This window comes from Microbacterium sediminis, from assembly GCF_004564075.1.
Taxonomy (GTDB): Bacteria; Actinomycetota; Actinomycetes; order Actinomycetales; family Microbacteriaceae; genus Microbacterium; species Microbacterium sediminis.
Window position 1 is genome coordinate 2,096,431 of the sequence record NZ_CP038256.1, and the last position, 14,380, is coordinate 2,110,810.

Consider the following 14,380-nt stretch of genomic DNA (forward strand, 5'->3'; position numbering starts at 1 on the left):
GAGCGGCTTCTCGGCTTACGGGGGCGGCCCGGCGCGGGCGATCGCCGCCACCGGGAACGAGGCGAAGCTCGCCCGCACGGACACCGTCGCGATGAGTTCGTCGAGCACGCAGGAGACGACGACCGCGCCCTGCGCCTCGGCGACCTCGGCGGCCCGCGCGCAGGGCTCGCCGCGGACGGCCCCGCTCGCGGCATCGGCCGCCGCCAGCGCCGCGCCGTCGGCGATCGCGGCGACGCGCTGTCCCTCGACGGCCGCCGCGCCCGCCGCGACGAGCCCGGCCAGCAGCAGGGAGGTACCCGCGACCATGCCGGCCCCGAGGATGCTGCCCGCCATCACAGACCTCCGGCCAGCGCGCAGCTCGTGGCGGTGAGCGGCAGCTCGACGCCGGCGATGCGAGCGGTGGCCGTGGCGGTCACGCACACGAGGTCGCCACGGTGGCTGATGGCGCTGTGGCCGGAGGATACGACGGTCGTCACGGCCGAGGCCGCGCGAGCGGAGGACTCGCCGCGCGCGATCAGGCGGGCGGCGTCGGCCGCGCCGTCCTGCAACTGCACGAGGGTCGACGCGGCGAACAGACCGCCCACGCCGATGATCACGACGAGCAGCACCGCCGGCAGGGCGAGGGCGAGCTCGGCCGTGATCGAACCGCGCTCGCCCTCCCGCTGCCGCATCATGCGGACGTGAGGGCGCGCTCGATGATGTCCGCGAGCATGCCGCGGACCTCGCCCGAGCGCAGGACGGCGACGAGCAGGCCGGCGAACGCCACCGCGGCGAGCGTGACGATCGCGTACTCGGCCGTGGAGGCGCCGCGCTCGTCGGAGCTGAGCGCGGCGAATCCGCGGTCGATCGGTTCGCCGCTGGGGAACGCGACGAGACGGGGACGGGTGGTGGGATCGGTCATGATGACTCCTTCTTCTTTCTGTGGGGGGGGTTGGGGGACGGAGGCAGGCGGCTCACGGCAGCGCGGGCAGGGACGTGGACGAGAGCACGGCGATGAGCATCGGCGCGACGCCGAGGCAGACGAAGGCGGGAAGGGTGCAGACGCCCAGCGGCAGCAGCAGGCGCCCGCCGAGGCGCGCGGCACGCAGCCGCCCGTCGGTGCGCGCGTCGTGGCGCTGCTGGACCGCAGTGGCCCTCAGCAGGTCGACGGCGGGCACCCCCGCGCGGCGCGAGAGGTCGAGCACGCTCTCGGTTTGCTCGGGGTCGAGGTGGCGCCCGGTGTCGGCCTCGCCGACCAGCGAGCGGGCGCGCTCGATCGAGGCCCCGCCGCCGAGGGCGATCGCCGTGAGCTCGGCGTGGATGCCCGGCACGCCCGCGGGCGGCTGCGCACCGCGCACGAGGCGCGACGTCCACCAGCGCGCGAGGCCGAGCAGGCCGATGCCCACGACGAGGCAGGCGATGCCGATCGGATGGGTGAAGAGCACGCCGACGACGTCGAAGCCGAGCGCCAGGCCCACGACGACGCCGAACACGGGAAGCCACGTCATGAGGCGCGCGGTGGAGGCGGGCTCGGCGAGCGCGATCCGCACGTCGTCCATCGCCTCCTGCGCGTCGCGCAGGGCCAGGGCGATGCCCCGCAGCGACGGGGCCAGCGGCGCGCCGACCGTGGCGGCGATCTCCCACGCCGCCGCGACCTCGCGCCAGGCATCGCCCCGCTCCCCCTCGAGCGCCTCGGGCACCGACCGGTCACCCTCGAGGCGCCCGGCGATGCGGGCAGCCGCGTCGTCTCCGGCCTCGGCCACGTGGCGCCACGCCGCGCCGGGCGACGTGCCGGCCTCGAGCAGCACGGCCACCTTGAGCAGGGTCGCGGCCACGGCGGCCGGGGCCTCGCGGGTCACAGCCACGGACGCACCTCCTCGATCGTCAGGCGCCCGTCCGCCCGCACGGCGAACCGGCCCACGGCGGCCAGGCGGCGCACGCCGTCGGCTCCCCGCTCCAGGTGCAGCACCCAGGCGATGGCGCTCGAGACCTGGCGTGCGACGGCGTGGTCGTCCATCCCCGCGAGCGCGCCGAGCGCCTCAAGGCGGGCGGGCACATCGCCGAGGCCGCTCGCGTGCAGCGTGCCCGCGCCGCCGTCGTGCCCGGTGTTGAGGGCGGTGAGCAGCTCTCGCACCTCCTCGCCGCGGCACTCGCCGACGACGATGCGGTCGGGGCGCATGCGCAGCGACTCTCGCACCAGCCGCGCCAGCCCGATCCCGCCCGCGCCCTCGAGGTTGGCCTGCCGGGCCTCGAGCGAGACGTGATGCGGATGGTCGATCCGCAGCTCGGCGACGTCCTCGATCGTGACGATGCGCTCGCGCTCCGGGGCGTGCGAGAGCAGCGCGCCGAGGAGGGTGGTCTTGCCGGTGCCGGTCGCCCCGGTCACGAGCACGTTCTCGCGGGCGTGCACCATGCGCACGAGCCAGGCGCGCACGTGGTCGGGGAACGCGCCGCGCGCCGACAGCGAGTCGAGGCTCGCCTCGCCCATCGCCGGGATGCGCAGCGAGAGCGCCGTGCCGCGGCGGGCGACGGGCGGCAGCACGGCGTGCACGCGGATGCCGCCCTCGAGCCGCACGTCGACGCAGGGGGTGCCGTCGTCGACGTGACGACCGCCGGCCGAGATGAGCGCCGTCGCCAGCTCGCGCACCTCGCGCTCGGACGCCCGCCACGCGGGGTCCGGCTCGGCCCCGGCGCCCCGGTCGACGAAGAGCCCATCCGCGCCGTTGACGAACAGGTCGGTGACGCGCGGGTCCTCGAGGTACGGCACGATCGCCCCGATGCCCGCCACCTGCGGCAGACGGCGCACCGCGCCGGTGGCGGCGCGGCGGGGGCGGACGACGAACGAGTCAGGCATGCCCCGACGCTAGGCTCGCATCCCCGGCCGACGGCGGCTGTCCACAGGGTCGCGGCGCCGGATCGCGCGAACTCACGCCTGTGAGCGGGCGCACCGACTTTCGGAGGTATTCGGGCGTCGGCGGGCCGTCCTACAGTCGAGGGCGTAGCAGTCGCGTGCGCACGCACGCCGCGGGCCGCGATGAGGCGGTCCGCCGAAGCACAGACCCGCAAAGGAGCGCGCTGCATGAGCAGTCAGATCGACCACCTCCTCGACGAGAACCGTCGTTTCGCCCCCGATCCCGCGTTCGCGGCGAACGCCGTGGCGAAGCCGGAGCTGTACGAGCGCGCGAAGGCCGACCGCGAGGGGTTCTGGGCCGACCAGTCGCGCGAGCTGCTGGACTGGAGCACCCCGTTCACCGAGGTGCTGGACTGGTCCAACCCGCCGTTCGCGAAGTGGTTCGCCGACGGATCGCTCAACGTCGCCTACAACTGCCTCGACCGGCACGTCGAGGCCGGCAACGGCGATCGCGTGGCGCTCTACTTCGAGGGCGAGCCGGGCGACTCGCGCGCCGTCACCTACGCCGAGCTCACCGACGAGGTCAAGCGCCTCGCCAACGTGCTCACCGACCTCGGCATCGGCGAGGGCGACCGCGTCGCGCTGTACCTGCCGATGATCCCGGAGGCGGTCGCCTCGATGCTCGCCGTGGCCCGCATCGGCGCGGTGCACTCGGTCGTGTTCGGCGGCTTCAGCGCCGACAGCCTGCGCTCGCGCATCGATGACGCCGGCGCCAAGCTCGTGATCACCGCCGACGGCGGCTACCGCAAGGGCAACGTCTCGCCGCTGAAGCCGGCCGTCGATCAGGCGCTGGAGGATCGCGGCGGCCTGGGCCCGCAGGCGACGGTCGAGCACGTGCTGGTGGTCAAGCGCGGCGGCAACGACATCGACTGGGTCGAGGATCGCGACATCTGGTACCACGACGTGGTGCCGCAGGCCTCCGCCGAGCACACCGCCCAGGCCTTCCCGGCCGAGACGCCGCTGTTCATCCTGTACACCTCGGGCACGACCGGCAAGCCCAAGGGCATCCTGCACACCTCCGGCGGCTACCTCACCCAGGCGGCCTTCACGCACCGGAACGTCTTCGACCTGCACCCCGAGTCGGACGTGTACTGGTGCACGGCCGACATCGGCTGGATCACCGGTCACTCCTACGTCGTCTACGGCCCCCTCGCCAACGGCGCCACGCAGGTGCTCTACGAGGGCACCCCGGAGTTCCCGGCCCCGGGCCGCTGGTGGGACGTGATCGAGAAGTACAAGGTCACGATCTTCTACACGGCCCCCACCGCGATCCGCGGCTTCATGAAGCAGGGACGGCAGATCCCGCAGGCGCGCGACCTGTCGAGCCTGCGGCTGCTCGGGTCGGTGGGCGAGCCGATCAACCCGGAGGCGTGGATCTGGTACCGCGAGGTGATCGGCGCCGGCAAGACCCCGATCGTCGACACGTGGTGGCAGACCGAGACGGGCGCGATCATGGTGTCGGCGCTGCCGGGCATCACCGAGACCAAGCCGGGCTCGGCGCAGGTGGCCCTCCCCGGCATCTCGATCGACGTGGTCGACGAGAAGGGCGAGCAGGTGGGCAACGGCAACGGCGGCCTGCTCGTCATCACCGAGCCGTGGCCGAGCATGCTGCGCGGCATCTGGGGCGACCCCGATCGCTTCGTCGAGACGTACTGGTCGATGTTCCAGGACAACGGCTACTACTTCGCCGGCGACGGCGCGCGGCTCGACGAGGACGGCGATATCTGGTTCCTGGGCCGCGTGGACGACGTCATGAACGTCTCCGGCCACCGCCTGTCGACGGCCGAGATCGAGTCGTCGCTCGTGGCGCACGAGGCTACGGCCGAGGCCGCCGTCGTGGGCGCCTCGGACGAGACGACGGGTCAGGCGGTCGTGGCGTTCGTCATCCTCAAGGAGAGCTTCCTGCGCGAGAACAGCGCCGAGGGGCTCGCCAACGACCTGCGCGCATGGGTGGGCCAGCAGATCGGCCCGATCGCCCGTCCCCGCGACGTCTACATCGTGGGCGAGCTGCCCAAGACGCGCTCCGGCAAGATCATGCGCCGCCTGCTGCGCGACGTCGCCGAGGGCCGCGAGGTGGGCGACACCACGACGCTGGCGGACACCGCGGTCATGAGCGTGATCAGCGCCCAGGTGCGCTGACGCGCGAACGGCAGCGGCCCGGTCGATCCGAGGGGATCGCCGGGCCGCTGCCGTATGTCCGCACAGCTCTGCGGAGAAGGCCTACGCGTACGTGAACGCGACCTCGACCTCGACCGGCGCGTCGAGCGGCAGCACCGCCACGCCGACCGCCGAGCGGTTGTGCGCCCCGGGCTCGCCGAAGACCTCGCCGAGCAGCTCGCTGGCCCCGTTGATCACGCCGGGCTGCCCCGTGAACGCGGGGTCGGAGGCGACGAAGCCCGTCACCTTGAACACGCCCGTCAGGTGATCCACACCGCCGACGGCGGCCGCGGCGGCCGCGATCGCGTTGAGCGCGCAGATGCGCGCGTAGCCCTTGGCATCGGCGGCCGGCACGAGGCCGGCGCCCTCGCCGACCTTGCCCGTCGCCGGCATCGACCCGGCGACCATGGGCAGCTGCCCCGAGGTCCACACCAGCCCGCCGTGCACCTTGGCCGGAATGTACGACGCCACCGGCGGCACCACCGAGGGCAGCTCCAGGCCCAGCTCCTCGAGGCGTGCGGCGATGCTCACTGCTCGTCCCCGAACTGCTTGGCGGCCTCCGCCGCGGCGCCCAGTCCGGAGTTCGCCTCTCCCCCGCCGACGGGGCGCTTGAGGTAGGCGACCAGACCGCCCTCGGGGCCCTGGACGACCTGCACGAGCTCCCAGCCCTGCTTGCCCCAGTTGTTCAGGATCGCTGCCGTGTTGTGGATCAGCAGCGGCGTCGTGAGGTACTCCCACGTGGTCATGACTCTCCCGTCATCAAGCGGCGCCGGCGCGAGGCCCTCGCGGATCGTCGCGCGACGCGTGCGCGCGTATGAGACGCCGCCCAGGGAACTCGCTTACCATCAGCCTATGCCCAACGCGAAAAGGACGTTCAGCGGCGTGCTCTCCGGCCTGCTCGGTCTCGTCGGTCTGAGCGCCGTCGCCGGCGTGCTCGTCACCGCCGCCGTCACCCCCGCCATCGCATTGAGCGGCACGGCGGCCAAGAGCGCCATCGACCTCTTCGAGAACATCCCCGGATACCTCGAGGTCGACCGCCCCATGCTGCCGACCACGCTGTACGCGAAGGATCCGCAGGGCAACGACTGGCAGATGGCCACGTTCTACGACCAGAACCGCATCCCGGTCGAGTACGACGAGGTCTCGCCCGTCCTGTACGACGCCATCCTCTCCAGCGAGGACCCGCGCTACTACGAGCACGGCGGCATCGATCTCATCGGCACCACCCGCGCCCTGCTCAATAACGCGACGGGCGGCAACACGCAGGGTGGCTCGTCCATCAGCCAGCAGTACGTGAAGAACGTGCTCATCCAGCGCTGCGAGCAGGACTCCGCAGATCAGGAGGAGCTCGAGGAGTGCTACCTGCGCTACACGACGGCCCAGGGCACGGCCGGCTACGAGCGCAAGCTGCAGGAGATGCGCTACGCCATCACGATCGAGCAGCAGTACTCGAAGGACGACATCCTTCTCGGCTACCTCAACATCGCCAACTTCGGCGGGCAGGTGTACGGCATCGAGGCCGCGGCTCGCTACTACTTCGGGACCACGGCGAAGGACCTCACCGTCGCGCAGGCGGCGACCCTCGCGGGCGTCGTGCAGAACCCGAACACGTACCGCATCGACATGAAGGGCGGCTCCTGGCTCAACCCGCAGACGGGCGAGTACGAGAACAGCGAGGCCGACGGCTACGCCCTCACCAAGGCGCGCCAGACGTATGTGCTCACGCGCATGCACACGGACGGCAAGATCACCGACGAGCAGTACGAGGCGGCCAAGGCCGAGCCCATCGTTCCGAGCATCCACCCCACCGACCAGGGCTGTGTCACGGCGGGGCAGTCGGCGTACTTCTGCCAGTACGTGAAGACGGTGATGCTCACCGACGAGGCGTTCGGCGCAACGCCGGAGGAGCGCCGGGAGAACCTGCAGCGGGGTGGCCTGAAGGTCTACACGACGCTCGACATGCGCGTGCAGGGCGCCGGTGAGGCGGCCATGAACGAGTGGGTGCCGCAGTCGTTCCCCGGCATGGAGCTGGGCGCGACCGGGGTCACGCTGGAGGCCGACACGGGCCGCATCCTCGCGATGGTGCAGAACACCAAGTTCGGCGAGACCGCCGCCTGCGACGAGGACCCCGCCTGCGCATCGATCATCTACGCGAGCGACTACGCCCATGGCGGATCGACCGGATTCCAGCCCGGATCGGCGTTCAAGCTCTTCACGCTCCTGGACTGGCTCGAGGAGGGGAAGTCCGTCAACCAGCGCCTCAACGGTGTGAACCGCGACTTCAGCGACTTCAGCTGCAACGGTGCGCCGGCGGGCGCCACGGCGTCCCGCGACATCGGAAACTACGGGCGCGACCCCGGCCGGTACGACTCGATCTACAACTTCACGAAGTACTCGCTGAACTCGGGCTTCTTCGCCATGGCCGAGCAGCTCGACCTGTGCGACATCAACCGCGTCGCCGAGCGACTGGGCATCACCTACGCGAACGGCGAACCCATCACGAAGGACAACGGGCCGTTCGCCACCGTTCTCGGCGGCAAGGAAGTCGCGCCGATGGCGATGGCGTCCGCCTACTCGGCCGTCGCGAACGGCGGAGTGCGGTGCGAGCCGAGGGCGATCGACCGCGTCGTGGACGCCGACGGCAACGAGCTCCCGGTCCCCGAGTCGAAGTGCGACCAGGCGATCGCCCCGAACGTCGCCGCCACGGCCGCGTACACGCTGCAGGGCGTCATGACCGGCGGCGGCAGCGGCTCGCGCGCGAACCCGGGCGACGGCGTCCCCGTGCTCGGCAAGACGGGTACGCACAACGACGAGCAGACCTTCATGGTCGAGTCGTCGACGCAGGCGACCACCGCCGTCTGGGTGGGCAACGTGCAGCAGGTGAACGGCCAGTGGGGCAGCATGGCCAGTCAGTGGACCGACCGCGGCGTCGCGCTCCGAGACCTGCGCTACTACGTCGCATCGGCGATGCAGGGCGCCTCGAACGCGGCCTACGGCGGCGACGCGTTCCCCGCGCCCGACCGGAACCTGCTCGTCACTCCGATGGCGGACCTTCCGAACGTCACGGGCATGACGGTCGACGAGGCCACGCGTGCCCTGGAGGCGGCCGGCTTCGAGGCGCGCGTCGGCGACCCCGTCGCGGGCGACCAGCCCGAGGGTCGCATCCAGACCCAGGACCCGGGCCCCGGACGCATCGCCACCGGCACGGTCGTGACCATCAGCCCGAGCAACGGCAAGGGCACGAGCGTGCCGAGCGTCAACGGGCTCACGCTTGCCGCCGCTCTCGGCGCCGTGAAGTCCGCGGGGCTCGACCCCGCCCTGGGCACCTGTACCGAGGCGGACGGCGCCGGCAGTGGCCGGGCGACGGGCACGTCTCCCGCCTCGGGGGAGCTCGTCTCCTCCGGTACCCGGGTCACCGTGAACTACCAGGCCGCGAACTGCGGCGGCGGTGGCGGCGGCGGAAACGGCAATGGCAACGGCAACGGCGGCGATGGGGACGACTGAGTGACGGTCGTTCGATGATCGCTCGCGTGGCGCGCGGCGCTGCCGGCGTGCTCGGTGCCGGCGCGGCCCTCGGTGCCGCGGCGGCGGTCTGGGGCATCGGCATCGAGCGCTACCTGTTCACCGTGCGCCGTCACGTCGTGCGGGTGCTCGAGCCAGGCGCGCGCCCGATCCGGGTGCTGCACCTGTCCGACATCCACATGGCGCCGTGGCAGCGCCGCAAGGCCGAGTGGATCTCGCGCCTGGCCGGCCTGCGTCCCGACCTCGTCATCAACACGGGCGACAACCTCGGGCACGTCGACGGGCTCCGCGGCCTGCGCGACGCCCTCGACCCCCTCGCGGGCATCCCCGGGGTGTTCGTGCACGGATCGAACGATCTGTACGCGCCCGTGCCCAAGAACCCGCTGCTGTACCTGAAGGGCCCATCCGAGCGGAAGCGCACGCCGCCCCGGATCGACACCGCCGCGCTCGACGCGTACCTCGCGGATGAGCTCGGCTGGCACGGCATCGACAACACCGCGACGACGCTGCGGGTCGGCGGCACGACGCTGCGCCTCGTCGGCACGCACGACGCCCATCACGGCCTCGACCGGTCCGACGAGGCGCTGTCGGCGCTCGCGGAGCTCCCGCACGGTGACCTGACGATCGGCGTCACGCACGCGCCCTACCGCCGTGTGCTCGACGCCCTCACCGTGGGTGGCTCGGACGTGCTGTTCGCCGGGCACACCCACGGCGGCCAGGTCCGGGTGCCGTTCGTCGGCGCGCTGGTGTCGAACTGCGACCTCCCCCTGCGGCAGGCCCGCGGGCTGTCGTCGTGGGCTCAGGCGGGCCGATCGATCCCGCTCAACGTGAGCGCGGGTCTGGGTCACTCGATCTACGCCCCGGTGCGCTTCGCGTGCCGGCCGGAGGTCTCGCTGATCACCCTCGCGCCGCGCGCGGCCTGACGCGGTTCGTGGCACGCTCCGCGATCAGGTAGACTTACATGGTTGCAAAACGGGGTGTGGCGCAGCTTGGTAGCGCGCTTCGTTCGGGACGAAGAGGCCGCAGGTTCAAATCCTGTCACCCCGACGTAATGAGAAAGGGACTCGCCGACAGGCGGGTCCCTTTCTCATTGCTCGCGGCAGTCAGGCGGGCCCCGCTCGCCGGAGGCTCCGCGCGATGCGCAGCAGCGCGTGGAGTGGCGAGTGGGCGCACCCCGACGTAAGGGAAAAGGGACCCGCCGACAGGCGGGTCCCTTTCTCATTACTCGCGGTCGTCAGGCGGGCCCCGCTCGCCGGAGGCTCCGCACACCGGGTTTCCGGCGGGCGCCACGTAAGCTTGTGCGGTGACCGAGAAGACTCCCCTGGTCGTCGCCTTCGACCTCGACGACACCCTGGCGCCCTCCAAGAGCCCGATCGATCCCCGCATCGGCGACCTGCTGATCCGTCTCGCCGAGCGGGTCGAGGTCGCGATCATCTCCGGCGGGCAGATCGGCCAGTTCCGCTCGCAGGTCGTCGAGCGCCTCCCCCACACCCCGGGCGCGCTCGACCACATCCACCTGCTGCCCACCTGCGGCACCCAGTACTTCCGCTACGACGGCACCGACTTCGCCGCCCTCTACACGCGCGACCTCACCGACGACGAGAAGCAGCGTGCCCTCACCGCCGTCGAGGAGGAGGCCGTGCGGCTCGGGTACTGGGAGACCCAGACCTGGGGGCCGATCCTCGAGGACCGCGGCTCGCAGATCACCTTCTCCGCCCTCGGACAGGCCGCCCCCGTCGACGCCAAGCGCGCCTGGGACCCCACCGGCGCCAAGAAGTCCGCCCTCCGCGACGCCGTCGCCCTGCGCGTGCCCGACCTCGAGGTCCGCTCGGGCGGATCGACCTCCGTCGACATCACCCGCAAGGGCATCGACAAGGCCTACGGCATGCGCCAGCTCTCGGAGCAGACCGGCGTCGCCCTGGCCGACATGCTCTTCTACGGCGACCGCCTCGACCCCGACGGCAACGACTACCCCGTGCTGGCCATGGGCGAGGTCGCCTGCGTCTCGGTCACCGGCTGGGAGGACACCGCCGACAAGCTCGACGCGCTCATCCCCACGCTCCCCCCACGCGGCTGACGGCGGTCAGTCCACCGGGACGAGCCGCGTCAGCTGCGTCACGTGCCGCGGCTCGAGCTCCTCGAGGCTGCTCACGCCGAGCAGCGTCATGGTCCGCACGATCTCGCTGCGCAGGATCGCGATGGCGCGGTCGACGCCCGCGCGCCCGCCGGCCATGAGGCCGTAGAGGTAGGCGCGCCCGATCAGCGTGAACTTCGCCCCGAGCGCCATCGACGCCACGATGTCGGCGCCGTTCATGATGCCGGTGTCGATCATCACCGTGGCGTCGGCGCCGACCTCTCGGACGACCTTCGGCAGCAGGTGGAAGGGCACAGGCGCGCGGTCGAGCTGGCGCCCGCCGTGGTTGGACAGGACGATCCCGTCGACCCCTCGGTCGATCAGCGCGACGGCGTCGGGCACCGTCTGCACGCCCTTGACGACGATCTTGCCGGGCCAGATCTCACGGATGGTGTCGAGCTCGGCATAGCTGATCGTCGGGTCGAACACCTTGCCGATCAGCTCGGCCACCGTCGCGCCCTCGGTGGAGGTGAGCGAGGCGAACTCGAGCTTGGGCGTGGTGAGGAAGTCGAACCACCACCACGGCCGTGGCAGCGCGTCGAGCACGGTGCGCAGCGTGAGGGCCGGCGGGATCGAGAAGCCGTTGCGGGTGTCGCGCATGCGGTTGCCGCCGATGGGCGTGTCCACCGTGAAATGCAGCGTGTCGAAGCCGGCGGCCGCCGCCCGGGCCACGAGGTCGTACGAGGCGTCGCGGTCGCGCATCACGTAGAGCTGGAACCAGTTGCGGCCGTTCGGGTTAGCCGCCCGCACGTCCTCGATCGACGTGGTTCCCATCGTCGACAGGGTGAAGGGGATCCCCGCCGCCCCCGCCGCGCCGGCGCCCGCGACCTCTCCCTCGGTCTGCATCAGCCGCGCGAAGCCGGTGGGCGCGATCCCGAACGGCAGAGAGCTCGGGCCGCCCAGGATCTCGAGCGAGGTGTCGACGTGCTCGGCCGGCCGGAGGATGTCGGGATGGAACTCGATGTCCTCGAACGCCTGCCGGGCCCGCCGGATCGAGACCTCGGCCTCGGCGGCGCCGTCGGTGTAGTCGAATGCCGCCGCCGGCGTGCGTCGCTTCGCGATCGCGCGCAGATCCGCGATCGTGAGCGCCTTGCGCAGCCGGGCGGCGCGGCCGAGCTGGGGCCGGCGCAGCTGCAGGTACTCGAAGACGTCCTTCGGGTTCGGAAGCTGCCGTCGCGGCATCAGGCCTCGTACCCGGAGGGGTTGCGCTGCTGCCAGTTCCACACGTCGCGGGTCATGTCGTCGATCGACCGCTCGGCCTTCCAGCCCAGCTCCCGCTCGGCCTTGCTCGGGTCGCAGTACGTGGCCGCGAGATCGCCGTCGCGCCGTGGGGCCATCACCTTGGGCAGCTCGCGGCCCACGGCCCGCTCGAACGACGAGATCAGCTCGAGCACGCTCACCGGCTTGCCGGTGCCCAGGTTGTAGGCCGCCAGCCCCGGGCGCGCCTTCTCCAGCGCCGCCACGTGCCCCTCCGCCAGGTCGACGACGTGGATGTAGTCGCGCAGGCCGGTGCCATCGGGGGTGTCGTAGTCGGTGCCGAACACGTTGATCGCCGGCAGGGCGCCGACGGCGACGCGCGCGACGAAGGGCATGAGGTTGTTCGGGATGCCCTTGGGGTCCTCGCCGACGAGGCCCGACGGGTGCGCGCCCACGGGGTTGAAGTAGCGCAGCAGCGTGACGTTCAGCTCGGGGTGCACACGCTGCACATCGGTGAGCACGACCTCGTTCATGAGCTTGGACTTCGAGTAGGGGTTCGACAGCTCCACGAGGTTGCGCGACGCCTCCTCGGTGAACGGCAGGTCCGCGGGATCGGAGTACACCGTGCCCGTGCTCGAGAAGATGAACGACGAGATGCCGCGCTGCAGCCCGACCTTCACGAGCGTGTACGTGGTGTCGAGATTGTTCCGGTAGTACGCCAGCGGCTGCTGCACCGACTCGCCCACGGCCTTCTTCGCCGCGAAGTGCATGATCGAGTCGAAGGGACCGAAGTCGTCGAACGCGCGCTCCACGTCGTCGACGTGCGCCGCGTTGCCCGCCACCAGCGGGGCACGCTTGCCGGTGATCTGGTGGATCCGCTCCGAGACGATCCCGCTCGTGTTGGTGAGGTCGTCGAGGAGGACGACGTCGTGACCGGCCTCGAGCAGGGCGATGGCGGTGTGGGTGCCGACGTAGCCGGCACCGCCGGCAAGGAGAACTCGCATGGGGAAAGCCTACGCGGGCGACGCGGCCGGCCCCGGGCAGCGGCTCAGCCGAGCACTCCCCCGGACTCCTCCAGGTAGCAGGCGCCGCACAGCGACTCGTAGGTGACGAAGTGATCGTCGCGCACGGCGGCCGTGGCGGCGTCGATCGCGACCTGATCGCCGTCGAACACGAAGCGGCCGTTCACGAGCCGCCCGTTGAAGAGCGCCTTGCGGCCGCAGCGGCAGATCGTCTTGAGCTCCTCGAGCGTATGGGCGATCTCCAGCAGGCGGGCCGATCCGGGGAACGCCGCCGTGCGGAAGTCGGTGCGGATGCCGTATGCCATCACGGGAATGCCGTCCTCCACCGCGATGCGGAAGAGGTCATCGACCTGCTCGGAGGTGAGGAACTGCGCCTCGTCCACGAGCAGGCAGGCGACATCGCGCGGGCGCCCCGGGATCAGCGCGTCCTGCGCCTCGCGGCGGACGCGCTCCCTCTCGCGCGCGAACAGCGCCCGTGCGTCGGCGTCGGGCGCGATGAGGAAGTCCACCGTGCGCGAGACACCCAGGCGCGACTCGATCTGATCGGCGCCCTTCGTGTCGATCGCGGGCTTGGCGAGCAGCACGGCCTGACCGCGTTCCTCGTAGTTGTACGCGGCCTGCAGCAGCGACGTGGACTTCCCCGAGTTCATCGCCCCGTATCGGAAGTACAGTTTCGCCACGCGCCTAGCCTACGCGGGGCGTCAGGGCGTCACGCCCGCGGCCTCCAGCTGCGCATCGATCACCGTGCGGAAGTCGTCGAGCGGAAGGGCGCCGAGCAGGTACTCGTCGCCGATCACAAACGACGGGACGCTCTCGATGCCCGCGGCCCGCGCGGCCTCCTGGCTCTCGAGCACCGCGCTCTGCAGGTCCGCGGCGCCCAGCCGGGCGCGGAACGCGTCGAGGTCGGCGACGCCGGCCCGCTCGGCGAATCGCACGAGGCTCGCCTCGGTGAAGACCGGATGCCCGGTCCGGGGCGAGTCGGCGTACAGCGCGTCCATGAACTCGAGGTACCTGCCCTGCTCTCCGGCGGCGCGGGCCGCGACCGCCGCCTCCAGCGACTCCGCGCCGAGCTTGGCGACGTCGTGGATCTCGTACCGCACCAGGCCCGTCTCGACGTACTCCTCGAGCAGCGTCGGCAGCGTGTCGACCGCGAACATGGCGCAGTAGGGGCAGCTGTAGTCGGTCCACTCGACGATCATGAGCGGCGCGTCGAGGTCGCCGACGGCCATCGGGTCGTCCGCGTCGGCGCGCGCGAGCTGGTCGGCCCACGTCGGAGCGACGGCGGTGGTGACGGGTGCGGGGTCGGTGTCGGCCGACGCGGCGGCACAGGATCCGAGGGTTCCGGTGAACGCGAGCGCGGCGATGGCGGCGAGAAGACGAGGGGCGAAGGTGCGCATGTCTCCACGGTAGGAAGCCCGCCCATGGCACCGGCGGCCTGGGTGCGCCGCCTGAGTGGTC

Annotated in this window: 15 protein-coding genes and 1 tRNA gene; 5 read left to right on the forward strand and 11 right to left on the reverse strand. The window is 71.8% G+C overall.

Going from position 1 to position 14,380, the window contains the following annotated elements:
- Positions 1 to 15 precede the first annotated feature (15 nt).
- Genes E3O41_RS09965 through E3O41_RS09985 form a run of 5 tightly spaced genes read right to left on the reverse strand, consistent with a single transcriptional unit; the run spans position 16 to position 2,833 of the window.
- On the reverse strand, positions 16 to 333 hold the full coding sequence (locus tag E3O41_RS09965; protein ID WP_067026309.1) for an Rv3654c family TadE-like protein: 318 nt from the start codon (positions 331 to 333) through the stop codon (positions 16 to 18).
- On the reverse strand, positions 333 to 674 hold the full coding sequence (locus tag E3O41_RS09970) for a TadE family type IV pilus minor pilin (RefSeq protein ID WP_083990939.1): 342 nt from the start codon (positions 672 to 674) through the stop codon (positions 333 to 335). The genes E3O41_RS09965 and E3O41_RS09970 overlap by 1 nt, the downstream gene beginning before the upstream one ends.
- Positions 671 to 901 (reverse strand): DUF4244 domain-containing protein, encoded by a 231-nt coding sequence (locus E3O41_RS09975; protein WP_067026311.1) that lies wholly within the window; start codon positions 899 to 901, stop codon positions 671 to 673. Before E3O41_RS09975 ends, E3O41_RS09970 begins: the two co-directional genes overlap by 4 nt.
- 52 nt (positions 902 to 953) lie before the next feature.
- Positions 954 to 1,844: a type II secretion system F family protein gene (locus E3O41_RS09980; protein ID WP_067026313.1), complete on the reverse strand. Its 891-nt coding sequence runs from the start codon at positions 1,842 to 1,844 to the stop codon at positions 954 to 956.
- Positions 1,835 to 2,833 (reverse strand): TadA family conjugal transfer-associated ATPase, encoded by a 999-nt coding sequence (locus E3O41_RS09985; RefSeq protein WP_067026316.1) that lies wholly within the window; start codon positions 2,831 to 2,833, stop codon positions 1,835 to 1,837. Before E3O41_RS09985 ends, E3O41_RS09980 begins: the two co-directional genes overlap by 10 nt.
- Positions 2,834 to 3,058: 225 nt before the next feature.
- Between E3O41_RS09985 and acs the strand changes: the two genes are divergently transcribed.
- Positions 3,059 to 5,029 (forward strand): acetate--CoA ligase, encoded by a 1,971-nt coding sequence (acs, locus tag E3O41_RS09990; protein WP_135012329.1) that lies wholly within the window; start codon positions 3,059 to 3,061, stop codon positions 5,027 to 5,029.
- Positions 5,030 to 5,110: 81 nt separating this feature from the next.
- Here acs and E3O41_RS09995 read toward each other — a convergent pair whose 3' ends face one another.
- The gene (locus tag E3O41_RS09995) at positions 5,111 to 5,578 is read right to left on the reverse strand and encodes a RidA family protein (protein ID WP_067026320.1); all 468 of its coding nucleotides are present in this window, start codon (positions 5,576 to 5,578) and stop codon (positions 5,111 to 5,113) included.
- Entirely contained in the window at positions 5,575 to 5,793 is a 219-nt protein-coding gene (gene sp36 / locus E3O41_RS10000) for a Sp36 family protein (RefSeq protein WP_067026322.1), read from the reverse strand. The genes E3O41_RS09995 and sp36 overlap by 4 nt, the downstream gene beginning before the upstream one ends.
- Before the next feature lie 106 nt (positions 5,794 to 5,899).
- Between sp36 and E3O41_RS10005 the strand changes: the two genes are divergently transcribed.
- From E3O41_RS10005 to E3O41_RS10020, 4 genes are all read left to right on the forward strand, one after another.
- Positions 5,900 to 8,551: a transglycosylase domain-containing protein gene (locus E3O41_RS10005; RefSeq protein ID WP_067026324.1), complete on the forward strand. Its 2,652-nt coding sequence runs from the start codon at positions 5,900 to 5,902 to the stop codon at positions 8,549 to 8,551.
- A 14-nt stretch (positions 8,552 to 8,565) separates the two neighbouring features.
- Positions 8,566 to 9,492 (forward strand): metallophosphoesterase, encoded by a 927-nt coding sequence (locus tag E3O41_RS10010; RefSeq protein WP_067026326.1) that lies wholly within the window; start codon positions 8,566 to 8,568, stop codon positions 9,490 to 9,492.
- Between the two features lie 50 nt (positions 9,493 to 9,542).
- Positions 9,543 to 9,616: transfer RNA gene (locus E3O41_RS10015), tRNA-Pro, on the forward strand.
- 256 nt (positions 9,617 to 9,872) lie between these two features.
- The gene (locus E3O41_RS10020) at positions 9,873 to 10,646 is read left to right on the forward strand and encodes an HAD-IIB family hydrolase (RefSeq protein WP_067026328.1); all 774 of its coding nucleotides are present in this window, start codon (positions 9,873 to 9,875) and stop codon (positions 10,644 to 10,646) included.
- Between the two features lie 6 nt (positions 10,647 to 10,652).
- Here E3O41_RS10020 and E3O41_RS10025 read toward each other — a convergent pair whose 3' ends face one another.
- Genes E3O41_RS10025 through E3O41_RS10040 form a run of 4 tightly spaced genes read right to left on the reverse strand, consistent with a single transcriptional unit; the run spans position 10,653 to position 14,319 of the window.
- Positions 10,653 to 11,885, reverse strand: a complete 1,233-nt coding sequence (locus tag E3O41_RS10025; protein WP_135012331.1) for an alpha-hydroxy acid oxidase — start codon at positions 11,883 to 11,885, stop codon at positions 10,653 to 10,655.
- On the reverse strand, positions 11,885 to 12,904 hold the full coding sequence (gene galE, locus E3O41_RS10030) for a UDP-glucose 4-epimerase GalE (RefSeq protein WP_067026332.1): 1,020 nt from the start codon (positions 12,902 to 12,904) through the stop codon (positions 11,885 to 11,887). Before galE ends, E3O41_RS10025 begins: the two co-directional genes overlap by 1 nt.
- Positions 12,905 to 12,948: 44 nt before the next feature.
- Positions 12,949 to 13,602: a thymidine kinase gene (locus E3O41_RS10035; protein WP_067026334.1), complete on the reverse strand. Its 654-nt coding sequence runs from the start codon at positions 13,600 to 13,602 to the stop codon at positions 12,949 to 12,951.
- Positions 13,603 to 13,623: 21 nt separating this feature from the next.
- Positions 13,624 to 14,319, reverse strand: a complete 696-nt coding sequence (locus tag E3O41_RS10040; protein WP_067026336.1) for a DsbA family protein — start codon at positions 14,317 to 14,319, stop codon at positions 13,624 to 13,626.
- Between the last annotated feature and the right edge of the window lie 61 nt (positions 14,320 to 14,380).